Source organism: Streptococcus sp. 2100 (genome assembly GCF_013276335.1).
Lineage (GTDB): Bacteria > Bacillota > Bacilli > Lactobacillales > Streptococcaceae > Streptococcus > Streptococcus pseudopneumoniae.
In genome coordinates this window covers 42,934-69,207 of the sequence record NZ_VMKV01000041.1, presented here as the reverse complement: position 1 = coordinate 69,207, position 26,274 = coordinate 42,934, and the positions used below count along the sequence as shown (strand labels likewise).

General features: G+C 40.3%; 25 protein-coding genes and 1 pseudogene. 24 read left to right on the top strand and 2 right to left on the bottom strand.

Annotated features, from left to right (window positions below):
* Positions 1-319 precede the first annotated feature (319 nt).
* From pstS to HT669_RS06815, 8 genes are all read left to right on the top strand, one after another.
* Positions 320-1,198, top strand: coding sequence for a phosphate ABC transporter substrate-binding protein PstS (gene pstS, locus HT669_RS06850; protein WP_000746334.1), 879 nt, complete (start codon positions 320-322; stop codon positions 1,196-1,198).
* Positions 1,198-2,115 (top strand): phosphate ABC transporter permease subunit PstC, encoded by a 918-nt coding sequence (pstC, locus tag HT669_RS06845; protein ID WP_172933666.1) that lies wholly within the window; start codon positions 1,198-1,200, stop codon positions 2,113-2,115. The genes pstS and pstC overlap by 1 nt, the downstream gene beginning before the upstream one ends.
* Positions 2,105-2,989 carry a phosphate ABC transporter permease PstA gene (gene pstA / locus HT669_RS06840; RefSeq protein ID WP_001201787.1) on the top strand — a complete coding sequence of 295 codons (885 nt, stop codon included), beginning with the start codon at positions 2,105-2,107 and terminating at the stop codon, positions 2,987-2,989. The genes pstC and pstA overlap by 11 nt, the downstream gene beginning before the upstream one ends.
* A 10-nt stretch (positions 2,990-2,999) precedes the next feature.
* Positions 3,000-3,803 carry a phosphate ABC transporter ATP-binding protein PstB gene (gene pstB, locus HT669_RS06835; RefSeq protein WP_000109215.1) on the top strand — a complete coding sequence of 268 codons (804 nt, stop codon included), beginning with the start codon at positions 3,000-3,002 and terminating at the stop codon, positions 3,801-3,803.
* A 12-nt stretch (positions 3,804-3,815) separates the two neighbouring features.
* On the top strand, positions 3,816-4,574 hold the full coding sequence (gene pstB / locus HT669_RS06830; RefSeq protein ID WP_000128635.1) for a phosphate ABC transporter ATP-binding protein PstB: 759 nt from the start codon (positions 3,816-3,818) through the stop codon (positions 4,572-4,574).
* An 11-nt stretch (positions 4,575-4,585) separates the two neighbouring features.
* Positions 4,586-5,239, top strand: a complete 654-nt coding sequence (gene phoU, locus HT669_RS06825; RefSeq protein ID WP_000946465.1) for a phosphate signaling complex protein PhoU — start codon at positions 4,586-4,588, stop codon at positions 5,237-5,239.
* Between the two features lie 84 nt (positions 5,240-5,323).
* On the top strand, positions 5,324-5,797 hold the full coding sequence (locus HT669_RS06820; protein ID WP_033605139.1) for an NUDIX domain-containing protein: 474 nt from the start codon (positions 5,324-5,326) through the stop codon (positions 5,795-5,797).
* A 119-nt stretch (positions 5,798-5,916) separates the two neighbouring features.
* The gene (locus HT669_RS06815; RefSeq protein WP_023939045.1) at positions 5,917-6,732 is read left to right on the top strand and encodes an ABC transporter substrate-binding protein; all 816 of its coding nucleotides are present in this window, start codon (positions 5,917-5,919) and stop codon (positions 6,730-6,732) included.
* Positions 6,733-6,751: 19 nt separating this feature from the next.
* On the opposite strand, the gene HT669_RS06810 is transcribed toward HT669_RS06815, so the two are convergent.
* Positions 6,752-8,023, bottom strand: coding sequence for a PLP-dependent aminotransferase family protein (locus tag HT669_RS06810; RefSeq protein WP_000744853.1), 1,272 nt, complete (start codon positions 8,021-8,023; stop codon positions 6,752-6,754).
* A gap of 416 nt (positions 8,024-8,439) precedes the next feature.
* Between HT669_RS06810 and HT669_RS10825 the strand changes: the two genes are divergently transcribed.
* The 13 genes from HT669_RS10825 to HT669_RS11195 all read left to right on the top strand — a co-directional run bounded on the left by HT669_RS10825 (position 8,440) and on the right by HT669_RS11195 (position 21,561).
* Positions 8,440-8,586, top strand: a complete 147-nt coding sequence (locus tag HT669_RS10825; protein ID WP_000669513.1) for a hypothetical protein — start codon at positions 8,440-8,442, stop codon at positions 8,584-8,586.
* A gap of 30 nt (positions 8,587-8,616) precedes the next feature.
* Positions 8,617-8,961, top strand: a complete 345-nt coding sequence (locus HT669_RS06805; RefSeq protein ID WP_000489503.1) for a hypothetical protein — start codon at positions 8,617-8,619, stop codon at positions 8,959-8,961.
* Between the two features lie 482 nt (positions 8,962-9,443).
* Positions 9,444-10,175 (top strand): acetolactate decarboxylase, encoded by a 732-nt coding sequence (gene budA / locus HT669_RS06800; protein WP_023932776.1) that lies wholly within the window; start codon positions 9,444-9,446, stop codon positions 10,173-10,175.
* Positions 10,176-10,184: 9 nt separating this feature from the next.
* The gene (locus HT669_RS06795; protein WP_055356682.1) at positions 10,185-10,937 is read left to right on the top strand and encodes a YhfC family glutamic-type intramembrane protease; all 753 of its coding nucleotides are present in this window, start codon (positions 10,185-10,187) and stop codon (positions 10,935-10,937) included.
* A gap of 112 nt (positions 10,938-11,049) precedes the next feature.
* On the top strand, positions 11,050-11,955 hold the full coding sequence (murB, locus tag HT669_RS06790; protein ID WP_055356681.1) for a UDP-N-acetylmuramate dehydrogenase: 906 nt from the start codon (positions 11,050-11,052) through the stop codon (positions 11,953-11,955).
* A 159-nt stretch (positions 11,956-12,114) separates the two neighbouring features.
* Positions 12,115-13,272: an ABC transporter ATP-binding protein gene (locus HT669_RS06785; RefSeq protein ID WP_023936083.1), complete on the top strand. Its 1,158-nt coding sequence runs from the start codon at positions 12,115-12,117 to the stop codon at positions 13,270-13,272.
* Positions 13,253-14,059, top strand: a complete 807-nt coding sequence (locus HT669_RS06780; protein WP_000753801.1) for an ABC transporter permease — start codon at positions 13,253-13,255, stop codon at positions 14,057-14,059. The genes HT669_RS06785 and HT669_RS06780 overlap by 20 nt, the downstream gene beginning before the upstream one ends.
* Positions 14,056-14,829: an ABC transporter permease gene (locus tag HT669_RS06775; protein WP_055356680.1), complete on the top strand. Its 774-nt coding sequence runs from the start codon at positions 14,056-14,058 to the stop codon at positions 14,827-14,829. The genes HT669_RS06780 and HT669_RS06775 overlap by 4 nt, the downstream gene beginning before the upstream one ends.
* A complete protein-coding gene (locus HT669_RS06770) occupies positions 14,826-15,896 on the top strand; it encodes an ABC transporter substrate-binding protein (protein ID WP_055356679.1) in 1,071 nt (356 codons plus the stop codon). The genes HT669_RS06775 and HT669_RS06770 overlap by 4 nt, the downstream gene beginning before the upstream one ends.
* 152 nt (positions 15,897-16,048) lie before the next feature.
* Positions 16,049-16,582, top strand: a complete 534-nt coding sequence (locus HT669_RS06765) for a DUF5626 family protein (protein WP_172933665.1) — start codon at positions 16,049-16,051, stop codon at positions 16,580-16,582.
* 511 nt (positions 16,583-17,093) lie between these two features.
* Complete coding sequence (locus HT669_RS06760; protein WP_023939051.1) at positions 17,094-17,579, top strand: LURP-one-related/scramblase family protein; 486 nt, start codon at positions 17,094-17,096, stop codon at positions 17,577-17,579.
* Between the two features lie 21 nt (positions 17,580-17,600).
* The gene (alaS, locus tag HT669_RS06755; RefSeq protein ID WP_172922036.1) at positions 17,601-20,219 is read left to right on the top strand and encodes an alanine--tRNA ligase; all 2,619 of its coding nucleotides are present in this window, start codon (positions 17,601-17,603) and stop codon (positions 20,217-20,219) included.
* Between the two features lie 70 nt (positions 20,220-20,289).
* On the top strand, positions 20,290-21,561 hold the full coding sequence (locus tag HT669_RS11195; RefSeq protein ID WP_055356678.1) for an HNH endonuclease: 1,272 nt from the start codon (positions 20,290-20,292) through the stop codon (positions 21,559-21,561).
* A gap of 162 nt (positions 21,562-21,723) precedes the next feature.
* On the opposite strand, the gene HT669_RS06745 is transcribed toward HT669_RS11195, so the two are convergent.
* On the bottom strand, positions 21,724-23,178 hold the full coding sequence (locus HT669_RS06745) for an alpha-amylase (RefSeq protein WP_055356677.1): 1,455 nt from the start codon (positions 23,176-23,178) through the stop codon (positions 21,724-21,726).
* A 180-nt stretch (positions 23,179-23,358) separates the two neighbouring features.
* On the opposite strand from HT669_RS06745, the pseudogene HT669_RS06740 reads away from it, so the two are divergent.
* The 3 genes and pseudogenes from HT669_RS06740 to HT669_RS11545 all read left to right on the top strand — a co-directional run bounded on the left by HT669_RS06740 (position 23,359) and on the right by HT669_RS11545 (position 26,055).
* Positions 23,359-24,108, top strand: a pseudogene (locus HT669_RS06740) (ABC transporter ATP-binding protein).
* Positions 24,089-25,723, top strand: a complete 1,635-nt coding sequence (locus HT669_RS06735; RefSeq protein WP_172933664.1) for a hypothetical protein — start codon at positions 24,089-24,091, stop codon at positions 25,721-25,723. Before HT669_RS06740 ends, HT669_RS06735 begins: the two are co-directional and overlap by 20 nt.
* Before the next feature lie 71 nt (positions 25,724-25,794).
* Positions 25,795-26,055 carry a hypothetical protein gene (locus HT669_RS11545; RefSeq protein ID WP_000590367.1) on the top strand — a complete coding sequence of 87 codons (261 nt, stop codon included), beginning with the start codon at positions 25,795-25,797 and terminating at the stop codon, positions 26,053-26,055.
* The last annotated feature ends 219 nt before the right edge of the window (positions 26,056-26,274 follow it).

Genomic DNA, 26,274 nt, shown 5'->3' with positions numbered 1-26,274 from the left:
GTTGTAAACTAGTCTGGGAGAGTAGAGAGGTTTGAGATACCTTTCTAGCTTTTGGATTATCATCTAAGGAGAGTAACCTTTTCCTTGCATTAAAAAGGGGAAAAAGAGACACGAAATGACTATAATGGGTGACAATGGGGGAAGGGATAGACAAGAGATTTTATCCACATATGAAAAAAGGAGGTTAGAAAAGAGTAATATAGCCTATATTATATAAATAATCAATTGCGCAGAAATTTGGTAAGAATTCATGCGTCAACTCATAAAGAACTACTTAAAAAATTCACAGTATTCATAATTATTTTCGAGGAGAAAAACAGTGAAAAAAAGAAAAAAGCTTGCTCTGTCTCTTATCGCTTTTTGGCTGACGGCTTGTTTAGTAGGCTGTGCTAGCTGGATTGATCGTGGAGAATCCATAACGGCTGTTGGCTCAACTGCCTTGCAACCCTTGGTTGAAGTAGCGGCAGATGAATTTGGCACGATCCATGTTGGAAAAACGGTCAATGTCCAAGGGGGAGGTTCTGGTACAGGCTTGTCCCAGGTTCAGTCTGGGGCAGTTGATATAGGAAACTCAGATGTATTTGCTGAGGAAAAAGACGGAATTGATGCTTCTGCTCTTGTTGACCACAAGGTCGCGGTAGCTGGCTTGGCTCTGATTGCCAATAAGGAGGTTGATGTTGATAACCTAACGACAGAGCAACTTCGTCAAATCTTCATAGGTGAGGTAACCAATTGGAAAGAGGTTGGTGGTAAGGACTTACCCATCTCTGTTATCAATCGGGCAGCCGGCTCTGGCTCTCGTGCTACCTTTGATACTGTCATTATGGAAGGTCAGTCTGCCATGCAAAGTCAGGAGCAGGATTCAAATGGAGCGGTAAAATCAATCGTATCAAAAAGTCCAGGAGCTATCTCTTATTTATCTCTTACCTATATAGATGATTCGGTCAAAAGCATGAAGTTGAATGGTTATGACTTAAGTCCAGAAAATATAAGTAGCAATAATTGGCCCTTGTGGTCTTATGAGCATATGTATACATTGGGGCAGCCCAATGAGTTAGCTGCAGAATTTCTCAATTTTGTTCTCTCGGATGAGACCCAAGAAGGGATTGTCAAAGGATTGAAGTATATTCCGATTAAGGAAATGAAGGTTGAAAAAGATGCTGCCGGAACTGTGACAGTGTTGGAAGGGAGACAATAATGAATCAAGAAGAATTAGCTAAGAAAATGTTGCTTCCATCAAAGAATTCTCGTCTGGAGAAATTAGGAAAAGGTTTGACCTTTGCCTGTCTTTCTTTGATAGTCATCCTTGTGGCCATGATTTTGGTTTTCGTAGCGCAAAAAGGCTTGTCGACCTTCTTTGTCAATGGTGTGAATATCTTTGACTTTCTTTTGGGAGGAACTTGGAATCCTTCTAGTAAAGAATTTGGTGCCCTTCCTATGATTTTGGGTTCCTTTATCGTTACCATTCTCTCAGCCCTTATCGCAACACCCTTTGCTATTGGTGCAGCAGTTTTTATGACCGAAGTATCACCAAAAGGGGCGAAGATTTTGCAACCAGCTATTGAACTCCTGGTTGGGATTCCTTCAGTAGTGTACGGATTTATTGGCTTGCAAGTCGTCGTTCCCTTTGTTCGCAGTGTCTTTGGTGGGACTGGTTTTGGGATTTTGTCAGGGATTTCCGTCCTCTTTGTCATGATTTTGCCGACCGTAACCTTTATGACAACGGATAGCTTGCGTACGGTTCCTCGTTATTATCGTGAGGCCAGTTTCGCTATGGGAGCCACTCGCTGGCAGACTATCTGGCGTGTGATCTTGAAGGCGGCCCGTTCTGGTATTTTCACTGCAGTGGTCTTTGGGATGGCGCGTGCCTTTGGTGAGGCTCTAGCTATCCAGATGGTTGTCGGAAACTCAGCTGTTATCCCAACTTCCTTGACCACACCAGCTGCAACTTTAACTTCTATATTAACTATGGGAATTGGGAACACTGTCATGGGAACTGTAAATAATAATGTTCTCTGGTCACTGGCCTTGGTACTGCTCTTGATGAGTTTAGTTTTTAACAGTGTGATTAAATTGATTACGAAAGAAAGAGGAAAGAAAAATTATGCGCGCTAAGAAATTAGATAAACTTGCAACAGCTGTCCTCTATACGATTGCTAGCATCATTGTGACAATCTTGGCTTCCTTGATTCTCTATATCTTGGTTCGGGGCTTGCCCCATATCTCTTGGTCTTTCTTGACTGGAAGGTCTTCTGCTTTTCAAGCAGGTGGTGGGATTGGCATTCAGCTTTACAATTCCTTTTTCCTATTGGTCATTACTTTGATTATTTCTGTACCTCTTTCTATGGGAGCTGGGATTTACTTGGCTGAGTATGCTAAAAAAGGTCCTGTTACCAACTTTGTGCGGACTTGTATTGAAATCTTGTCCTCTTTACCATCAGTGGTGGTGGGTCTCTTTGGTTACTTGATCTTTGTAGTCCAGTTTGAGTATGGATTTTCAATCATTTCAGGTGCCTTGGCCTTGACAGTCTTTAACTTGCCTCAGATGACGCGTAATGTAGAGGATAGTTTGAAACATGTTCACCATACCCAACGTGAGGCTGGTCTGGCTCTTGGGATTTCTCGTTGGGAGACAGTGGTTCATGTTGTTATTCCAGAAGCGCTTCCAGGTATTGTAACGGGTGTCGTCTTGGCATCTGGTCGTATCTTTGGCGAAGCTGCAGCTCTGATTTATACAGCAGGGCAATCGGCGCCAGCTCTTGACTGGTCTAACTGGAATATCCTCAGTGTGACTAGCCCCATCTCTATCTTCCGTCAAGCAGAAACCTTGGCTGTCCATATCTGGAAAGTCAATAGTGAAGGCACTATTCCAGATGGAACTATTGTATCAGCAGGTTCTGCCGCTGTGCTCCTAATCTTTATCCTGATTTTTAACTTTGGAGCTCGTAAGTTCGGAAACTATCTACACAAGAAATTAACCGCTGTCTAAAGGAGAAGCCATGTCAACATATAACTGGGATGAGAAGCATATCCTTACCTTTCCTGAAGAAAAAGTAGCCCTTTCTACTAAGGATGTCCATGTTTACTATGGTAAAAATGAATCCATTAAGGGGATTGATATGCAATTTGAAAGAAATAAAATTACAGCTTTGATTGGTCCGTCGGGATCGGGGAAATCTACCTACTTACGCAGTCTCAATCGCATGAATGATACTATTGATATTGCTAAAGTAACTGGGCAGATTCTCTATCGTGGAATTGATGTCAACCGTCCAGAAATCAACGTTTATGAAATGCGTAAACACATTGGAATGGTTTTTCAACGCCCTAATCCATTTGCTAAGTCAATTTACCGTAATATTACCTTTGCGCATGAACGTGCTGGAGTTAAGGATAAGCAAGTCCTAGATGAAATCGTAGAAACCTCCCTTCGTCAGGCTGCCCTCTGGGATCAGGTTAAAGACGATCTCCACAAGTCAGCCTTGACCTTATCAGGTGGTCAGCAACAACGTCTCTGTATTGCTCGTGCCATCTCTGTTAAGCCAGATATCCTCTTAATGGATGAGCCAGCCTCAGCCTTGGATCCGATTGCGACCATGCAACTAGAAGAGACCATGTTTGAGCTCAAGAAAGACTTTACCATCATCATTGTAACGCATAATATGCAGCAGGCTGCTCGTGCAAGTGACTATACAGGCTTCTTTTACTTGGGTGATTTGATTGAGTATGACAAAACTGCAACTATTTTCCAAAATGCCAAGCTACAGTCCACCAATGACTATGTATCTGGTCACTTTGGTTAGAAAGGAAACCGTATGACAGATGCGATTTTACAGGTATCAGACCTGTCCGTTTATTATAATAAAAAGAAGGCTTTGAATAGTGTTTCCCTATCTTTCCAACCTAAGGAAATTACAGCCTTGATTGGTCCATCTGGATCAGGGAAGTCAACCCTCCTCAAGTCTCTCAACCGCATGGGAGATCTCAATCCAGAGGTGACCACAACTGGATCCGTGGTGTACAATGGTCACAACATCTACAGTCCGCGTACAGATACGGTTGAATTACGTAAGGAAATCGGAATGGTTTTCCAACAACCTAATCCTTTCCCTATGACTATCTATGAGAATGTTGTCTACGGGCTTCGTATCAATGGAATTAAGGATAAGCTGGTTCTGGATGAAGCCGTAGAAAAAGCCTTGCAAGGTGCCTCTATCTGGGATGAGGTCAAGGATCGTCTACATGATTCAGCTATTGGATTGTCAGGTGGTCAACAGCAGCGTGTCTGTGTGGCCCGTGTCTTGGCAACCAGTCCTAAAATCATCCTCTTGGATGAGCCAACTTCGGCTTTGGATCCGATTTCAGCTGGTAAAATTGAGGAAACCTTGTATGGTCTAAAAGACAAGTACACCATGCTTCTGGTAACCCGTTCCATGCAACAAGCTTCACGTATCTCTGATAAGACAGGATTTTTCCTAGATGGAGATTTGATTGAATTTAATGATACCAAGCAGATGTTCCTTGATCCCCAACACAAGGAAACGGAAGACTATATTACAGGAAAATTTGGATAAGGAGATGAAAGATGTTACGATCTCAATTTGAAGAAGATTTAGAGAAATTACATAACCAGTTCTACGCTATGGGACAAGAAGTGCTCTCACAAATCAATCGTACGGTGCGTGCCTTTGTCACGCATGACCGTGACCTGGCAAAAGAGGTCATCGAAGATGACGCAGAAGTAAATGAATACGAAGTGAAACTGGAAAAGAAATCATTTGAAATGATTGCACTCCAACAACCAGTCTCTCAAGATTTGCGTACAGTCTTGACTGTCCTTAAGGCTGTATCAGATGTGGAGCGTATGGGGGATCACGCTGTAGCCATTGCCCAGGCAACCATCCGTATGAAGGGGGAAGAGCGCATCCCAGCTGTAGAGGAAGAAATTCAAAAAATGGGACGTGAAGTTAAAAGCGTTGTTGAAGCAGCACTTGATCTTTATCTTAATGGTTCTGTTGACGACGCATACCGGGTAGCCTCCATGGATGAGCAAATTAACCACTATTTTGAAACTATCCGTGACCTTGCGACTGAAGAGATTAAGAAAAATCCAGAAGCCATTGTTACGGGTCGTGATTATTTCCAAGTTATTTCCTACTTGGAGCGTATCGGTGACTATGCTAAAAATATCTGTGAATGGGTTGTTTACTTTGAAACAGGTAAGATTGTCGAATTATAAAGTATTCAAAGGATAAAATTATTGTGAAAGCTTACTTTTTAATACAGTAAGCTTTCATTGTATAGATAGTTTACTTTGTCAGAGGTGAATAATGAACTACATACAGAATATCAGAAAAAAGTTGGAAAAGATAAGATTATTTTAAATTTTACCTGTGGAATATTAAGTCAATCAGGAAAAATTTTATTACAAAAACGAGCAGATAAAGGAACGTGGGGATTACCAGGTGGTGCTCTTGAATTAGGAGAATCGGCTTTAGAAGCTTTAGTGCGAGAGTTTTATGAAGAAACAGGAGTCGAAGTGAGGGTGGAAAAACTCTTAAATGTTTATACAAAATATTCAGACAGTTATCCGAATGGTGATGAGGCTCAAGTTCTTACAATCTTGTATTTAGTTTCATCTGAAACTTCTATCTCTACAAATTTTTTTACAAGTGATGAAACTTTAGAATTAGGATTTTTTGATCATAGTGACATACAAAATATTGCAATTGTAAACCAGCAGCATCAAGATATGATAAATGATTTTTTTGAAAATAAGTTCCCAATAGATAGATAAACTAACCACTGTATTTCTATTTTTTAGTAAATATATTTTATGAAAATGCAAGAAAACACTTGACAAGCAACTTAGATATCGTTATAATTATACAAAATTAACAGAGGGGTTGTTTATTTATGAAATCAAAAAAATGGATATTTGTTTTATGTAATTTTCTTGCAAGTTTCTTCTTAGTAGCTTGCCAGTCAGGTTCTAATGGTTCTCAGTCAGCTGTTGAGGCCATTAAGCAAAAGGGGAAATTGGTTGTGGCGACAAGTCCTGACTATGCACCCTTTGAATTTCAATCATTGGTTGATGGAAAGAACCAGGTAGTCGGTGCAGACATCGACATGGCTCAGGCTATCGCTGATGAACTTGGGGTTAAGTTGGAAATCTCAAGCATGAGTTTTGACAATGTTTTGACCAGTCTTCAAACAGGTAAGGCTGACCTGGCAGTTGCGGGAATTAGCGCTACTGACGAGAGAAAAGAAGTCTTTGATTTTTCAATCTCTTACTATGAAAACAAGATTAGTTTCTTGGTTCGTAAGGCTGATGTAGAAAAATACAAGGATTTAACTAGCCTTGAAAGTGCTAATATTGCGGCTCAAAAAGGGACTGTTCCAGAATCAATGGTCAAGGAACAATTGCCAAAAGCTCAATTAACTTCCCTAACTAATATGGGTGAAGCAGTCAATGAATTGCAGGTTGGAAAAGTAGATGCTGTTCATATGGATGAGCCTGTTGCACTTAGTTATGCTGCTAAAAACGCTGACTTAGCTGTCGCAATTGTCAGCTTGAAGATGAAGGACGGCGACGCCAATGCCGTTGCTCTTAGAAAAAATAGTGATGATTTGAGAGAAGTGGTAGACAAGGTCATCCAAAAACTCAAGGATGAAGGAATTTACCAAAGCTATCTTGAAAAAGCAGCAAGTCTAACTGAAGTTGAAGAATAAGAAAAAGCAGAGTTGGATGTCATTCCAATTCTGCTTTTAAATAGTTTAAAACCTTTTCCAGATTGTCTAGGGACACCTTGGCAAATTGATAAGGACAGGTGCTTAAATAGGCCTCTTCAAAGAAGTCCAAGCCTAGTTGACTGTGTTTGAGATTGGCGATTTTAGGATACTGTCTCAGGTCTAGCAATAAACCATCGTGAAGAGGAAAATGAGGAAGAGGACAGGGGCTGTAAGCTAGTCTTTCCTTGATTTGTTTTTGGTAAGTTTCTTGATTATTCAAGCGAGTCAGACGATTTTTCTCAAACAATTGACTATCGATATAGAGTGATAAGGCCTTTTGCATGATGAGGTTGCTGTCGTAGTCTAGGATATTTTTGTAGGCCACAAATGCTTCTTTGATAGCATTTGGAAGAATGAGTGCTGTAATACGAAGGGCTGGAAAGAGGCTGGTCGAGAAGGACTTGATATAAATGACACGCTCCTCTGTATCAAGATAGTGGAAGGTTTGGCCCTTCTTGGAGTCCAAATCACCCAGATAATCGTCCTCTACGATATAGACATCATACTTGGCTGCTAAGTCAAGAATAGCTCGTTTGTCCTGCTCAGAATAGGAATGGCCTAGAGGATAGTGAAATCGAGGAATGGTATAGAAAAACTTAATTTTTCCTGTTTTGAAGTGGCCTTCCAGTTCCTTCAAGTCAATCCCATCAATGCCTCGTTCAATCGTTTGATAGTCCAGACCCTGAGCAATCAAGAGGCGATTCATTCGATGGTAGGTCGGTTGTTCCATCAAGATTTCCTTGGCTTGGCTAGGGAAGGAAATTTGAGAAAGGATAAACAAGGCTTGTTGGGTTCCAGAAGTCAGTACCAGTTGGTCAGCCTTGCAGTAGAGGGCTTGGTCAAAGAGGAGTTGGTGAATGGATTGTCTTAAGTCTTCTAAACCTTCTTGATTTTCATAGTAGTTGAAGAGGTAGTTTTCCCGGCCAATCAAAGTTTCATTGACACAGAGTCGGAAATCGTCATAGGCGCTGGCGTGTTCATCCGTAACCTCGATTTCGAGGTCTTGGTGTTGCCCTTGTTCTAGGACATAGTAGCCACTCTGGGGCTTGGCATAGAGGTATTGTTCGTACCGTAATTCCAGCAGGGCGCGCTGAACGGTGTCCTTGCTACAGTGAAAGTCAAGGCTTAGTTGACGGATAGAAGGCAGGCGACTTCCCGTCGGAAAGCGTCCAGACTCGATACCATTTTTCAGATAGGAAACGACCTCTTGGTACTTGCTTTGTTTCTTCATTCCAGACCTCCCTTGATTTTGTTACATTGTACCCTTTTTTTTCCTTCTTGGCAATGTCTAGGGTGTTTCTCTCGTTCACATCTAAGAGCAAATGTGGTATATTCCCATCTTTAATACTTTTTTTGAAATCAAAGAGCAACCAAATGCAGATGTGACAGTTTTTCGGAACTTTTTTCTCTTTAAAACAAAATATGTATTTTTATCTGGGGTTGGTTTGTTTTAAAAAGTTTTCATGCTAATTTCCCCGTATTACTTGCACATATTTTTAGGAAAAAACTTGAAACCGTTTTCTAGTTGTGGTATAATAGAATTGAAAAATAAAAGTATACGAATGACTTGTTAGAAAGGAGTTTTAAATCAGAAAATCAAGTTATTTTATCAGTAATATATATTTGTGACTTGAAGGAGTGTTTTTTATGAAATTTAAAAAAACTGTAACTTCAGCTCTTGTTGTATTATCACTATTTTCTATTATGTCTCCTTCTATAGTTTCTGTTAGAGTATTTGCTGATGATGTAACTACTACGGAAGTTTCTGAAATTAGTACCCAAGAACAAAAATAAATAGATGATGTAGCTAATGTTCTTGATCAAATGTTTAGAAATGGAGTTAATGAAAAAAATTTTACTGAATATGTTTATAAAAACTTTTCTCAAAAAGATATTGCTCTTGCGGAAAATAAATTAGAAACTAATATTAATAATCTCTATGACAGAGTCCCTTGGGATGAGATGGGAGGATGTATAGCGAGAAAAATACGAGAAGAATTTTTTGCTATGACCAATGTTTCGCTAATTGTTAAGTATGCGCAGAAAAAGGCTTGGTTAGAATTAGCTAAAGTGGTACTAAGATTTGTTAAAGCTAATGGACTTAAAACAAATATTTATATCATTGCTGGTCAGTTGGCTATTTGGGCAGTTCAGTGTGGTCTGGAATAATGCGTGATAAAAACTTTTTAATAAAAGATGGGATTATTAGCTTTTTGATTGGATTTGTATATGCATATTTAGTGTTACAAAAATTTATCCTTTGGAAAATCCTTTTGTTTGCATTTATTTTTGCAATTATTAATACAATATTTATGTTTGCTAGGAACAAAAAATAAATAATGATTTAGTTAAATAAAAAAAGGCCCCTAGGGAAGTGTGTTCCTTAGGGGTTGTTGTGCCAGTTCAAGTTTTGTTTCTGTCAAAATCTCAGGCTACCCGTCGGAAAGCGTCCAGACTCGATGCATTTTTCAGATAAGCTACGACCTCTTGGTACTTGCTTTGTTTCTTCATTCCAGACCTCCCTTGATTTTGTTACATTGTACCCTTTTTTTCTTTCTTGGCAATGTCTAAGGTGTTTCTCTCGTTCACATATAAAGCTAAATGTGGTATACTTAGGAGTAACATTTATAGAATAACAAACAAGAAAGAGAATGGATAAGAACGTGCAGGAACCAGTGAAATTATTTCAATACAATACCCTTGGAGCCTTGATGGCTGGCCTTTATGGTGGGACCATGACAGTAGGAGAATTGCTAGAGCATGGAGACCTTGGTTTGGGAACCTTGGATTCCATTGATGGGGAATTGATTGTCTTGGATGGCAAGGCTTATCAAGCCAAAGGCTCAGGAGAGCAACCGGAAATTGTAGAAGTATTACCAGATGCCCTTATTCCTTACGCAGCAGTAGTACCACATCAGGCAGAGGTCATTTTCCGCCAGCGCTTTGAGATGACAGACAAGGAATTGGAAGAACGGATTGAGTCTTATTATGACGGGGAAAATCTTTTCCGCTCTATCAAGATTCGTGGGGAATTTTCACATATGCATGTGCGCATGATTCCTAAGTCGGCACCAGATACCAAGTTTGCTGATGTCGCAACCCATCAACCTGAATATAGTCGTGACAATGTGGCAGGAACCATCGTTGGTTTCTGGACGCCAGAGATTTTCAATGGGGTCAGTTTGGCAGGATATCATCTACATTTTATCTCAGATGATTTGACCTTCGGTGGGCATGTTATGGACTTTGTTATCAAGGAAGGCATTATTGAGGTGGGAGCTATTGACCAGTTGGACCAACGTTTCCCAGTCCAAGACCGTCAATACTTGTTTGCTAAGTTCAATGTTGACGAGATGAAAAAAGATATTGAAAAGGCAGAATAGGAGAAGAAAATGATCATTCATATTATCATTACCATGGTGCTGTTGCTGGCTTTCTTGCTAGGGAGCGTTTGGTATGCCAAAAAGAAATACCAGATTAATCTAGCTGTTTTGGGCTTGGGAGCTGTAGCCTTCTTTGTCTCTTCACAGATTTTGGAAAAACTGGTGCATATCTTGGTTTTGCATCCTCAAAAAGACGGTAGTATTGCCCTCTTGCAAGACCATCCGCTTGTCTATATCATCTATGGCTTAGCCATGGCAGCATTTTTTGAGGAAACGGCTCGTCTTGTTTTCTTCAAATGGTTGGAGAAAAAGAGAAGTTTGGAAAAGGCAGACGCCTTGGCCTATGGACTGGGGCATGGTGGCTTGGAATTAATTTTCCTGGGTCTTGCTAGTTTGTTTAATCTCTACATCGTTCTCTCAGCAGTTCAAACTCAGGATCCACAGGTTATGCAATTACTGTCTGAAAATATGTTGAAGACTATCCAGTCGCTATCGGTCTGGCAGATTTATTTGCTTGGTTTTGAGCGAATCTTGGCGCTAGGTTTTCAATTACTCTTGACAGTTTGGGTTTACCAAGCTGTTCGCCAGAAGAAATGGATTTATCTCCTAGCAGCCTATGGCCTACATGCCTTCTTTGATCTGGCACCATCTCTAGTCCAAGTTGGCTGGCTGACCAATCCAGTCTTGGCGGAAGTTGTCCTAGCACTAGAGCTCGTTCTGGTTGCCTATGGAACCAAGGCAATCTTTTGCAAAAAATCATAAGAAAAAGGGGGGAACCTCTTTTTTGTTTAAAATAAGCCCAAGATTTTTTTAGGGTCGTCAAATGTCTCTAAAAATGGTATAATGGAATGAATTTTGTAAAAGGAAGAGTGACATGTCTGTAAGAGAAAAAATGCTTGAAATCTTAGAAGGAATTGATATCCGTTTTAAAGAACCCTTGCATAGCTATAGTTATACAAAAGTAGGTGGAGAGGCCGATTATTTGGTCTTTCCACGAAATCGTTTTGAGTTGGCTCGCCTTGTTAAATTTGCCAACCAAGAAAATATTCCTTGGATGGTTCTTGGAAATGCCAGCAACATCATTGTTCGTGACGGTGGGATTCGTGGATTTGTCATCTTGTGTGACAAGCTCAATAACGTTTCCGTTGATGGCTATACCATCGAAGCTGAAGCTGGTGCTAACTTGATTGAGACAACTCGCATTGCCCTTCGTCATAGTTTGACTGGCTTTGAGTTTGCTTGTGGCATTCCTGGAAGCGTCGGTGGTGCTGTCTTTATGAATGCAGGTGCCTATGGTGGTGAGATTGCCCACATCTTGCAGTCTTGTAAGGTCTTGACCAAAGATGGAGAAATAGAGACCCTGTCTGCTAAAGATTTGGCTTTTGGTTACCGCCACTCAGCCATTCAAGAGTCTGGTGCAGTTGTCTTGTCAGCTAAATTTGCCCTAGCCCCAGGAACCCATCAGGTTATCAAGCAGGAAATGGACCGCTTGACGCACCTACGTGAACTCAAGCAACCTTTAGAATATCCATCTTGTGGCTCGGTCTTTAAGCGTCCAGTCGGGCATTTTGCAGGTCAATTAATTTCAGAAGCTGGCTTGAAAGGCTATCGTATCGGTGGTGTTGAAGTGTCTGAAAAACACGCAGGTTTTATGATTAATGTTGCTGACGGAACGGCTAAAGACTACGAAGACTTGATTGAGTCTGTTATCGAAAAAGTAAAGGAACACTCTGGCGTCACTCTTGAGAGAGAAGTCCGTATTTTAGGTGAAAGCAAGTAGGAAGCTGTAGTTGAAAAGCTGCTGCTATGTCATGGAAAGGGGGTGAAAGCCTATCGTTAGTGCAGAAGAATGTAGGCAGTTCAATCTCCTACACGAGGTAGTGGCGGCCTGACAGAGCCCTGATCTGTTAATCTATGAAAAAGAAGGAATAAATGACAATTGAAAAAACCAATTATTGAATTCAAAAACGTCTCTAAAGTTTTTGAAGACAGCAACACCAAGGTTCTCAAAGACATCAACTTTGAGTTGGAAGAAGGGAAATTCTATACCCTTCTAGGCGCATCTGGTTCAGGGAAATCAACTATCCTAAACATCATTGCAGGTTTACTGGATGCGACGACAGGAGATATTTTACTGGACGGTGTCCGCATCAATGACATCCCAATCAACAAGCGAGACGTCCATACGGTCTTCCAATCCTATGCCTTGTTTCCACATATGAATGTGTTTGAAAATGTTGCCTTTCCGCTCCGCTTGCGCAAGATTGACAAGAAAGAAATCGAGAAACGCGTAGCGGAAGTTCTCAAGATGGTTCAGTTGGAAGGTTATGAAAAACGTTCCATCCGTAAACTCTCTGGAGGACAACGTCAGCGTGTAGCCATTGCCCGTGCTATCATCAACCAACCCCGTGTGGTTTTGTTGGACGAGCCTCTGTCAGCTCTGGACTTGAAATTGCGGACAGACATGCAGTACGAGCTCCGTGAATTGCAACAACGATTGGGCATTACCTTTGTCTTTGTCACTCACGATCAGGAAGAAGCCCTGGCCATGAGTGACTGGATTTTTGTTATGAATGATGGCGAGATTGTCCAGTCTGGAACACCTGTGGACATCTACGACGAGCCGATTAACCACTTTGTTGCCACCTTTATCGGGGAGTCAAATATCTTGCCAGGAACCATGATTGAGGACTACTTGGTTGAGTTTAACGGCAAACGCTTCGAAGCGGTCGATGGTGGGATGAAACCAAATGAGCCTGTTGAGGTTGTTATTCGTCCAGAGGACTTGCGGATTACCCTTCCTGAAGAAGGCAAGCTCCAAGTTAAGGTCGATACCCAGCTCTTCCGTGGGGTGCACTATGAAATTATCGCCTATGACGAACTTGGGAATGAATGGATGATCCACTCAACCCGTAAGGCTATTGTTGGTGAGGAAATCGGTCTGGACTTTGAACCAGAAGATATCCACATCATGCGTCTCAATGAAACAGAAGAAGAGTTCGATGCCCGTATCGAAGAATACGTGGAAATCGAAGAGCAAGAAGCAGGTTTGATCAATGCAATCGAGGAGGAAAGAGATGAAGAAAACAAGCTCTAAACTCTTTGTAGTGCCCTACATGCTCTGGATTGCTCTCTTTGTACTCGCACCCTTGGTCTTGATTTTCGGACAATCCTTTTTCAACATTGAAGGCCAGTTCAGTTTAGAAAATTACAAATCTTACTTTGCGTCACAAAACTTGACCTACCTCAAAATGAGTTTCAACTCAGTGCTTTATGCAGGAATTGTGACCTTTGTGACCTTGCTTATCAGCTATCCGACAGCCCTCTTTTTGACCCGTCTCAAGCACCGTCAACTCTGGCTTATGCTGATTATCCTGCCTACCTGGATCAATTTGCTCCTTAAAGCCTATGCCTTTATCGGAATTTTTGGTCAAAATGGCTCTATTAACCAATTTTTGGAATTTATCGGAATCGGTTCACAGCAGTTGCTCTTTACCGATTTCTCCTTTATCTTTGTCGCAAGCTACATCGAGCTTCCTTTTATGATTTTGCCGATTTTCAATGTCTTGGACGATATGGATAACAATCTTATCAATGCCAGCTATGACCTAGGTGCGACCAAGTGGGAGACCTTCCGTCATGTCATCTTCCCTCTATCGATGAATGGAGTGAGAAGTGGGGTCCAATCTGTCTTTATTCCCAGCTTGAGTCTCTTCATGCTGACCCGTTTGATTGGTGGGAACCGTGTTATCACCTTGGGGACAGCCATTGAGCAGAACTTCCTGACCAATGACAACTACGGTATGGGTTCAACCATCGGTGTGATTCTCATCCTGACTATGTTCATCACCATGTGGGTGACTAAGGAAAGGAGAGAACGATGAAAAAATTTGCCAACCTTTATCTAGGACTGGTCTTTCTTGTCCTCTACCTGCCTATCTTTTACCTGATTGGTTATTCCTTTAATGCAGGTAACGACATGAATAGCTTTACAGGCTTTAGCTTGAGCCATTTTAAAACCATGTTTGGCGATGGTCGTCTCATGTTGATTGTGACTCAGACCTTTTTCTTGGCCTTCCTATCAGCCTTGATAGCGACCATTATCGGGACTTTTGGTGCCATTTACATCTACCAGTCTCGTAAGAAATACCAAGAAGCCTTTCTATCACTCAATAATATCCTCATGGTTGCGCCTGACGTTATGATTGGTGCTAGCTTCTTGATTCTCTTTACCCAACTCAAGTTTTCACTTGGCTTTTTGACCGTTCTATCTAGTCACGTGGCCTTCTCCATTCCTATCGTGGTCTTGATGGTCTTGCCTCGACTCAAGGAAATGAATGGCGACATGATTCATGCGGCCTATGACTTGGGAGCTAGTCAATTTCAGATGTTTAAGGAAATCATGCTTCCTTACCTGACTCCGTCTATCATTGCTGGTTATTTCATGGCCTTCACCTATTCGTTAGATGACTTTGCCGTGACCTTCTTTGTGACTGGAAATGGCTTTTCAACCCTATCAGTTGAGATTTACTCTCGTGCTCGTAAGGGGATTTCGCTAGAAATCAATGCCCTGTCTGCCCTTGTCTTTCTCTTTAGTATTATCCTAGTTGTTGGCTATTACTTTATCTCACGTGAGAAGGAGGAGCAAGCATGAAAAAACTCTATTCATTTTTAGCAGGAATTGCAGCTATTATCCTGGTTTTGTGGGGAATTGCGACGCATCTAGACAGTAAAATCAATAGCCGAGATAGTCAAAAACTGGTTATCTATAACTGGGGAGACTATATCGATCCAGAACTCTTGGAGCAATTCACAGAAGAAACAGGAATCCAAGTTCAGTACGAGACTTTTGACTCCAACGAAGCCATGTATACCAAGATCAAGCAGGGTGGAACGACCTACGATATTGCCATTCCTAGTGAATACATGATTAATAAGATGAAGGACGAAGACCTCTTGGTTCCGCTTGATTATTCAAAACTTGAAGGTCTTGAAAATATCGGACCAGAGTTCCTCAACCAGTCCTTTGACCCAGGCAATAAATTCTCCATCCCTTACTTCTGGGGGACTTTGGGAATTGTCTACAATGAAACCATGGTAGAGGAAGCGCCTGAGCATTGGGATGACCTCTGGAAGCCAGAGTATAAGAACTCTATTATGCTCTTTGATGGGGCGCGTGAGGTGTTGGGACTCGGGCTTAACTCGCTTGGTTACAGCCTCAATTCCAAGGATCCGCAGCAGTTGGAAGAGACAGTGGATAAGCTCTACAAGTTGACTCCAAATATCAAGGCTATTGTGGCGGACGAGATGAAGGGATACATGATTCAGAATAACGCTGCAATCGGTGTGACCTTCTCTGGGGAAGCCAGCCAAATGCTAGAAAAAAATGAAAATCTACGCTATGTGGTTCCGACTGAGGCCAGCAACCTTTGGTTTGACAATATGGTCATTCCCAAAACAGTCAAAAACCAAGATGCAGCCTATGCCTTTATCAATTTTATGTTGAAACCCGAAAATGCTCTCAAAAATGCGGAGTATGTCGGCTATTCAACACCAAACCTACCAGCTAAGGAATTACTCCCAGAGGAGAAAAAAGAAGATAAAGCCTTCTATCCAGACGCTGAAACTATGAAACACCTAGAAGTTTATGAGAAATTTGACCATAAATGGACAGGAAAATATAGCGACCTCTTCCTGCAGTTTAAAATGTATCGGAAGTAGGATGTATGAAAACGGATCAGTCACGCTGGTTCGTTTTTTTAACTCTTTTTCTTTGCAATAACAATATTTTATGGTATAATGTAAGCGTAAACACAAACACAAGAAACTCTCTAAATATTCTATGCTTTTAAAAAAGATAGGAGGAATAAATCATGAAAAAGAATTTTATGATTTTCTTAACAGCAGTTGCTAGTTTATTGTTTTTAACAACATTTTCAACTACAAAGGCAGATGAAAATATTGACAATAACGGTAGTTATGAAACAAGAACATCTTTAGTAATGAAAGTTGGGGATTCTGCTACACAAGTATTTACAGATAATTCTGGGGAAGAAAATGTAATTACCGTTACAAAGGTTGCTGACAGACCTCGAACCAGTTTTAGATGGGCACAAGTTGGTAGTGAAAAAGCTAGTAACGGAACTTATCATATAAGTTACAGACGCGGGATATTTAACTGTGGCTTCTATATCACAATAGATACTCGTAACATTACCAGCGCATATGATTTATGGTATTTCCATCTAGTAGGCACAAACTCCGCAAATTTAGTGCATGAAAGTAATAGGAGAGCAACAGCATATTTCACATTTCAACTCAGTGTTCCTTGGATTAACGGCCCAAGTTGGGACGGAGCTTTTCGAGCAGAGCTCGACGCAGACTATCTAGTTACACTGGTGAAGTAAAATGGGAATGTTTGGTTTGATGACAGTCGCTCTTACTATAACTCTCTTTCTAATCATCATTTTTTTAATAGTAAAAAATATTAAGAAATAAATAACTTTAAAATATTTAGAGAGCAGATAAAAGACACCAAAACTAAATAATTTGGTGTCTTTTATTATGAAACATTCGAAAACTTGGGATAAAAGTTGGGATAAAAAGAAAAATGGCAGTAAGAAAAAATATATTCTGAAAAAGTAATCTGAGATGTAGGGAAAGGGTTATTTAAATAGGAATCATTTCCAGTTGACGCAAGTTTAAAAAAACGTTATAATAAGAAAGTTGAGAATTGATTTTCAGTAGTCTTAGTCCAGAGAAATGGCGGTGCTGCGAGCCATCTAAGTTAGGAAGTCATGCTACTCAATCATACAATTGCATAAGAATAAGAGAATGACAAGTTCATTGAATGAAGGTGGTACCGCGGTTTTTCGCCCTTCGTGATATGAGCTTGTCTTTTGATTTTTGGAGGTGTTGATGAAAACATTTCTTGTCAAACAAAAATTTCGTCTTGGAGGCGAACGCTTCGCTATCAAGGATGACAGGGGAGAAATCGCCTATCAGGTGGAGGGATCATTTTTTAAGGTTCCTAAAACTTTTACTATTTATGACGCTAATGGAGAACAGGTCAGTCAGATTAGTAAAGAAATCTTGACCTTGCTTCCTCGTTTTGAGATTCAGCTTCGGGATGGCTCGAGTTTTGTCATTCGCAAGAAGTTGACCTTCTGGCGAGATAAGTATGAGTTTGATAATCTAGGTCTTCGTATCGAGGGCAATATCTGGGATTTGAATTTCAAATTGCTGGATGATCGCGATCAGTTGATTGCGGGAATTAAGAAGGAACTCTTCCATTTGACCTCTACCTATACCGTAACGGTTCTGGAGGACGCTTATTCAGATCTAGTCATTTCCCTCTGTGTCGCCATTGACTATGTGGAAATGCTGGAAAGCCAATCACATTAAAGAAGTAAATAAGGAGACAATATGAAACAACTATCTAGTGCACAAGTACGCCAAATGTGGCTTGATTTCTGGGCGACCAAAGGTCACTCTGTAGAACCATCAGTAAGTTTGGTTCCTGTAAATGACCCAACTCTTTTGTGGATCAACTCTGGAGTAGCAACCCTTAAGAAATACTTTGACGGGACCATCATCCCTGAAAATCCACGTATTACCAATGCCCAAAAGGCTATCCGTACCAACGATATTGAAAACGTAGGGAAGACAGCACGTCACCATACCATGTTTGAAATGTTGGGGAACTTCTCTATCGGTGATTACTTCCGTGATGAGGCTATCACTTGGGCTTATGAGCTTTTGACAAGCCCTGAGTGGTTTGACTTCCCAGCTGAAAAACTTTACATGACTTACTACCCAGACGATAAAGATTCTTATAACCGCTGGATTGAAGTGGGAGTGGATCCAAGTCACTTGATTCCAATCGAGGATAACTTCTGGGAAATCGGTGCTGGACCTTCTGGACCTGATACAGAGATTTTCTTTGACCGTGGAGAAGCCTTTGACCCAGAAAATATCGGTCTTCGTTTACTTGCAGAAGATATCGAAAACGACCGTTATATCGAAATCTGGAACATCGTGTTATCACAATTTAACGCAGACCCTGCTGTTCCTCGTAGCGAATACAAGGAATTGCCACACAAGAACATTGATACGGGCGCTGGTTTGGAGCGTTTGGTGGCGGTTATCCAAGGGGCTAAGACCAACTTTGAAACGGATCTCTTCATGCCAATCATTCGTGAAGTGGAGAAATTGTCTGGTAAGGTCTATGACCAAGATGGCGACAACATGAGCTTTAAGGTTATCGCTGACCACATTCGTTCTTTGTCATTTGCCATCGGTGATGGCGCCCTTCCAGGAAATGAAGGTCGTGGTTATGTCCTTCGTCGTCTTCTCCGTCGTGCCTCTATGCATGGTCAAAAATTGGGTATCAACGAGCCTTTCCTTTACAAACTGGTCCCAACTGTTGGAAAAATCATGGAAAGCTACTACCCAGAAGTGCTTGAGAAACGTGACTTTATTGAGAAAATCGTTAAGAGCGAAGAAGAATCATTTGCCCGTACCCTTCACTCAGGTCAACACTTTGCCCAAGGCATTGTAGCAGACTTGAAAGAAAAAGGTCAATCTGTTATCGCTGGTTCAGATGTCTTCAAACTCTATGATACTTATGGGTTCCCAGTTGAATTGACTGAAGAAATCGCTGAAGAAGCTGGTATGACTGTGGACCGTGAAGGTTTTGAAGCAGCCATGAAAGAACAGCAAGAACGCGCGCGTGCGTCAGCTGTCAAGGGTAGCTCAATGGGTATGCAAAATGAAACTCTTCAAAACATCACTGTAGAAAGTGTCTTCAACTACAATGCTAGCCAATTGTCTTCTAAATTGGTAGCTATCGTGGCGGACAATGCAGAAGTAGAAGCTGTATCAGAAGGAACTGCCTCACTTATCTTTGCGGAAACGCCATTCTATGCTGAAATGGGCGGACAGGTAGCTGACCATGGACAAATCTTGAATGCGTCAGGTAAGGTCGTGGCTACTGTGACCAATGTTCAGAAAGCTCCAAACGGACAAGCTCTTCATACTGTTGACGTTCTTGCACCGCTTGCCTTGAACCAAGAATATACCTTGGCAATTGATACCAATCGTCGTCACCGTGTTATGAAAAACCACACTGCGACTCACTTGCTTCACGCTGCCCTTCACAATATCCTTGGAAACCATGCGACACAAGCAGGGTCACTTAATGAAGTGGAATTCCTTCGCTTTGACTTTACCCATTTCCAAGCTGTAACTGCTGAAGAATTGCGTGCCATTGAACAGCAAGTTAACGAGAAAATCTGGGAAGCTCTTGAAGTGAAGACAGTTGAAACGGATATTGACACTGCTAAAGAAATGGGAGCTATGGCTCTCTTTGGTGAGAAATACGGTAAGGAAGTCCGTGTTGTTACTATCGGGGACTACTCTATCGAGCTTTGTGGGGGTACCCACGTTGGCAACACTTCTGAGATTGGTCTCTTCAAGGTTGTCAAAGAAGAAGGGATTGGTTCAGGAACTCGCCGTATCTTGGCAGTGACTGGTAAGGAAGCCTTTGAAGCCTACCGTGAACAAGAAGATGCTCTTAAAGCTGTCGCAGCAACTCTTAAAGCACCTCAACTTAAAGAAGTCCCTCACAAGGTAGAAGGACTTCAAGAACAACTTCGTCAATTGCAAAAAGAAAATGCTGAGTTGAAAGAAAAAGCCGCAGCTGCAGCCGTAGGCGATATCTTCAAGGATGTTAAGGAAGTCAATGGTCACCGTTACATTGCTAGCCAAGTGTCTGTATCAGATGCTGGTGCCCTTCGTACTTTTGCGGATAACTGGAAACAAAAAGACTACTCTGACTTGCTTGTCCTAGTTGCCGCTATCGGTGATAAAGTCAATGTCCTTGTAGCAAGCAAGACAAAAGACCTTCATGCAGGAAACCTTGTCAAAGAATTAGCACCAATCGTCGATGGACGTGGTGGTGGTAAACCAGACATGGCCATGGCAGGAGGAAGCAATCAAGCTAAGATTCAAGAATTGTTGGATGCAGTAGCAGGTAAATTGTAAACTCGATTATTAATTCTTTGATAATTTTAAAAATTAAGAGTTGAAAAGATATTGTTAAGAGAGTATTCTTATGAAAAGAAAAATTTATGTTGCTTTAAGTATATTTTTTGGTATGGGAACAATTGGATTTGTATTTGATTCCAAAAAAATTATTGACCAGCTAGGCTTCCAACAATTTATATCTCAAATTATTTTTAGTTCCGTATTTACTTTCCTTTTCTATTGGTTGTATATTAAAGATAGTAAAAAAGCTATAGCTGTTAATAGTAACAGAGATACAATAAATAAACCGATAGATGAAATATACTCATCGACCTCATCGATTGAAATACCAATAAGTGTAATAGAAGAAGAGCGAAATAAAATTAAATTAAATAAATTCAAAAGAAAAAATAATGAAATTCTCAAGTTTATTGTTGCGTTCTTTATTCCTTGGATTGGTTGGATTTATTTAATTTATAGGCTTGTTCGATATAATATGAAAAAACATTACTTTTTAAGTGATGAATTTATTCGGAATAAAATACAAATCGATTCTTTTGTTACAGAATATAATGAAATAGCTAAATATGTTGAGAAGTTTGATGAGGTAAGCTTACAATCTACAAGTTTTGATAAATATAAGTATGCTCATGTAGCTAAAGGACAAAATACAAGTTTGTATAATATTCAACGTGATAGGAACGTTATTGATTATCAATCTAAATATGTTTATAATGCTTCACTACAAGTTGTTAGAAATGCAGAGTTAGAACCTTTTAAGTATTTATGTAAGTATTTTGATTTTAAGCCTAACGAAGAAAATCTACAGCGTATTCAAGAAATTGGTGAACAAGTATCACGATTTCTTAATGCTAAAGAGAATCTTGATAATAGATTGGCAAGAATTTTAAATAGTTTAAATCCTCCACAGTTTATTTTAAAGTATTATAAAGAAGAATTTTTATATTATATCAACATTGAAGTTCCCCAAATTAATTTTAATTTTCCTACCTATACTTTTCAATATGTTAGTGCAGGTGGTAATTCTAGTCAAGTTACTTCAATTACACTAAATGAGGAAATAATTGAATTATTAATTACTTATATGGATGAGCAAGTTAAGTATAAGAAAAGTGCTAAAGCTCAACGTGCATTAATGACTAAAAAATTACGTGAGTATGTCAAAGAAAGGGACTGTTATACTTGCCAATATTGCGGAGCATCTACTGCTCAACAAGATTTATTATTGCTAGAAGTGGATCATATTATTCCAGTTTCAAAGGGTGGAATGTCTACGGAAAGTAATTTACAAACATTATGTTGGAAATGTAATAGAACAAAATCAGATAAAATTTTATAGATTTAGATGAAAATTATAATGTTTGAGAACAGAACGTGTCAATTAGTGATATAATTTTTAACAAAAATATAGGTTGTTTAAAGATCTATCCATTTGGGTAGGTCTTTTTGTGAATGCAAAAAAGCCAAATCCGATTGGAGCTGGCTGGATTATTATGAGTTATTAGATTGTATTGGCTGCCCAGACACTTACGGATCTAGCTGAGACTGGGAATTGTCCATAACCTTCCTCATCGATTGTAACATGACTTTGGTGGTTTCCAAGTAAGTCTATGAAAGTTTGGTTAGCCCATTCTTGGCCGACAAACATTGACTTGCTGCTTTCTTGGTTATTTGAGATAAGGACTGCGATTGGGGATTGATGTTCAGCACCTGAACGTACCCAACCGATACAGTTTGCGTCATCAAAGTAGTCTGTTTGCTCTCCATAGGCCAAATCTTTTCGGATGGCTAGGAGACGGTCAAGGACTTCTTTGAAATCTTGTTGAGCATATTGCCCTGAAATCCCATAGTAGTCGCCGTAAAAGACACATGGAAGGCCATTTTGGCGTAACAGAATGAGGGCATAGGCTGCTGGTTTGAACCATTCTTCAACGGTAGACTCAAGAGCCTGACCTCGTTGTGTATCGTGGTTGTCGACAAAAGTCACAGCCTTGTCAGGTTTGAGTTCAACCAAGCTATCTGTGAAAATGCTACGAAGATCGTAGTTGGAACCTGCTCGACTAGCATCAAAGAGATTCTGGTGGAGACGAACATCGACAAGATCGAATCGTTCTTCCGTTTTTTCAAGATAGTCTAGGTTGGCTTCCTTGTCTGGGTTCCAAAATTCACCAAAAACATAGAAATCCTCACCGTATTTTTCCTTCATATCACGGATGAAATTGCTCATAAAGAAAGAGTCAATGTGTTTAACGGCATCCAAGCGGAAACCAGCTACACCAGTCGTTTCCATGAACCAATCAGCCCAGTCATAGATATTTTGGATGACTTCAGGATGCTTAAAGTCTAGATCAGCATACATGAGGTAGTCGTAGTTACCGTTTTCATTATCGACCAATTCCTCGTTGGCCCAGCCCTTATTATCCCCTTGGATGAGATAAATCCCAGACTTACGACGTTTGGCATCATAGTCTGTACCTGTGAAGTGGTACCAGTGCCAGTGGAAGTCATTGTAGGTATTTTGGCGACCATCGAAGGTAAAACTAGTCCAGCCATTGATGGTGAAGGGTTCTCCGAGTTCGACTGTACGGTCTACAGGGTCCACTTCGATGACCTGAAAGGCTTCCATGTGATCGGCCGCAGCCTTGTGGTTGAGTACCACATCAGCCATAGGCTGGATTCCCTGTGCTTTTAGGGCTTGAATGGTTTGAAGATAGTCTTCTTTAAAACCATACTTGGTGCGGACAGTCCCTTTTTGGTTGAACTCTCCTAAGTCAAATAAGTCATAGACCCCATAACCTACATCTTTTTCATTGGTAGCCTTGAAGGCTGGTGGCATCCAGACATGGCTGATACCGAGATCAGCTAGGTGTGGAGCATCTTCAGCTAGACGCATCCAGTGCTGACCGTCATGGGGCAGATACCATTCAAAGTATTGCATGAGTGTTTGATTTTGCATGATGTTTCCTCTTACTTGTCAATCTTGTTCTTTATTCTATCATAAAGTATCTCTCAGCGCAAACGTTTGCGTAAGAAATAGAAGGAAACTATTGTATCTACTTAAAATAAAGTGTTGATTTTTTTGTATCAAAGTGCTAGTATAATAGTATGTAATATAGATAAAGATAGGAGTCATCCCATGATTGAATTTCAAAATGTTAGTAAGTTGTATGGTGATAAAGAGGCTTTGAACAATCTCAATTTGCAGATTGAAAATGGGGAGATTATGGGTTTGATTGGCCATAACGGTGCTGGAAAATCGACTACCATAAAATCCCTAGTCAGTATCATTTCACCCAGCAGTGGTCGTATTCTGGTAGATGGTCAGGATTTATCGGAAAATCGTTTAGCTATCAAACGAAAAATTGGCTACGTAGCAGACTCGCCTGACTTATTTTTACGTTTAACGGCCAATGAATTTTGGGAATTGATCGCCTCATCCTATGATCTGACTAGCTCTGACTTGGAGGCTAGTCTAGCTAGGCTATTGAGTGTTTTTGATTTTGCTGAAAATCGTTATCAGGTTATTGAAACCCTTTCTCACGGAATGCGTCAAAAAGTCTTTGTCATTGGGGCACTCTTGTCTGATCCCGATATTTGGGTCTTGGACGAACCCTTGACAGGTTTGGATCCCCAGGCTGCCTTTGATTTGAAGTAAATGATGAAGGAACATGCACAAAAAGGCAAGACAGTCTTGTTTTCAACCCATGTCCTAGAGGTAGCTGAGCAAGTTTGTGATCGGATTGCCATTTTGAAAAAGGGACATTTGATTTATTGTGGTAGCGTAGAGGACTTGAGAAAAGACCATCCAGACCAGTCTTTAGAAAGTATCTATCTTAGCCTTGCTGGTAGAAAAGAGGAGGTTTCAGATGCGTTTCAAGGTCATTAAAAAATTAGTTGATATCAATATCCTTTATTCATCTCAAGAAGCTAATCTGGCTAACCTACGAAAGAAGCAGGCTAAGAATCCTGGGAAAAAAGTAAATGTTTCCGCTAGAGTTCTAAGTTCTTACATTTTTTCTAGCCTCTTGATGCTCTTTTTTTTAAGTAATATAGCCATTCATTTTCCTTTTGAAGAAATGCCTGTTTATTTTGGTTTCATGGTTACTATTTTACTAGTGGTTGCCTTTTCAACTTCTTTAACGGCCTTTTATAATGTCTTTTATGAGAGTAAGGATTTGGTATCGTATAGACCCTATGCCTTTAAAGAATCAGAGATTATAATTGCTAAAGGACTGTCTGTTCTCTTGCCAGCTCTAACTGGAATTGTACCAATCCTAGCTTATTTTCTAGTCCTCTATATTAGGCTAGCACCTTCTCTTTGGCTGGGCTTGCCTTTGATGCTACTGTCCTTGGCCTTATTATTTGTCTCTGTTACTTTAGTGATGGTAGTGGCAGTACATTTCTTGGCTCAGACTAGGGTCTTCAGAAAGTATCAGTCTATTTTTTCGAATGTGATGATTGGGATAGGAGTTCTCATACCTTTAATATATGTCTTCTTTCTACAGTCGACTTCTGGACGTATTGTTGACAAAGTTAGAGACATTCCATTTCTCCTTTATCCTATTCATCTCTTTTACAAAATAGCAGTGGAGCCTTTTTCGACAGAAGCCATCCTGGGTCTGCTCGCTTGGATAGGACTAACTCTCTTCTTGCTTTACTTGAGCAAAAAGAAGGTTTTTCCTCGTTTTTATGACGTGATTCTGCTTAACAGTGAGGAGAAGGTCAAGAAAGAACGTCGCAGTAAGGAGAGAATTTCAACTACTAAAAAGGGATTTTTCCGTATGGTTTTACGCTACCACCTCACCCTCTTGGGACAGGGGACTGGCGTGATTACAGTGCTTTTTACAAGTGCTTTCCTTCCTTATCTCATGATGATCGGTCTGATTTCCAAAATCCGAGATTCTCAGATAGTTCCAGACATTCATCCTCCATACTGGTTACCCTTGTTTTTTGTAGGAGTGTTTATAGCAGTTGTCAATAACAATATCACCAGCCTGCATTCAATTGCCTTGTCCTTGGAGAGAGAAAATGTTGATTTTCTTAAGAGTTTACCCTTTGACTTTGCTCGTTATGTGAAAGTGAAATTTTGGATTATATTTGCTGTCCAGTCCTTTTTACCAGTTCTGACTTTACTTGGCCTTTCTCTATATCTAGGCTTGCCCATCCTTTCGATGATTTACCTTCTTGTGGCATGGATCCTTGCCAGTGTCATCCTTTCTTGCCACCATTACCTTAAGGACGTGAAAAATCTGTCAACCAATTGGAGTAGCATTACGGACCTGGTAAACCGTTCAAATCGTATAGTAGCAATAGTTTTGATTTTTATTTATAGTGCAATCTTAATGGCCCTTGTAATAGGGAGCTTATTCTTGGTTCGGTCTCTCGTCCCTGTCCTTGCCATCAGCTTGGGAGTAGGAGTTCTTATCCTCTTGCTTGCTCTTGCTATTTTTGGCTATCATTACTACCTGTCACGCATATTGGCAGAAATAGAAAAAAGATGAGCTAGTTGGTCGCTTGCTTGATAAATTCAATTCGACAAACGCTTTTATAGTTTGTTAGAATGTAGTTGTAAATGATTAAGATTGGTAATCAAAAATATATAGGGAGGAATGTTTTGAATAAGAAATATAACATAGTTCTATTTTTGTTGTTTATAGTTTATTTATTGGGATATTTTTCAATTTCAAAAACTTTCATTCCTATAATGTGTGTGATCCAAGTATTTTTGATAGAACATATATTTAAAGTTCGAAATAGAATGATGCAAATAGGTGAAATTTTAATTATTGTTGCTTCTATGATATTATTTATTGATAGTATATTGAGTTTGTAACAAAAGTCTTCTCTATAGAATCAAATTTTCCAGATACCTGCTGAGGCTGATTTATCTTCTCTCTATGCCTTCTCATCTTTATTCTACTATCTACGTCACTAAACTTGACAGACACATATTGCAGGTACAGCCTCTCCAGCTACAATCTCAAAGTTAATACTCTTCGAAAATCTCTTCAAACCACGTCAGCTTTGCCTTGCCGTAGATATGGTTACTGAC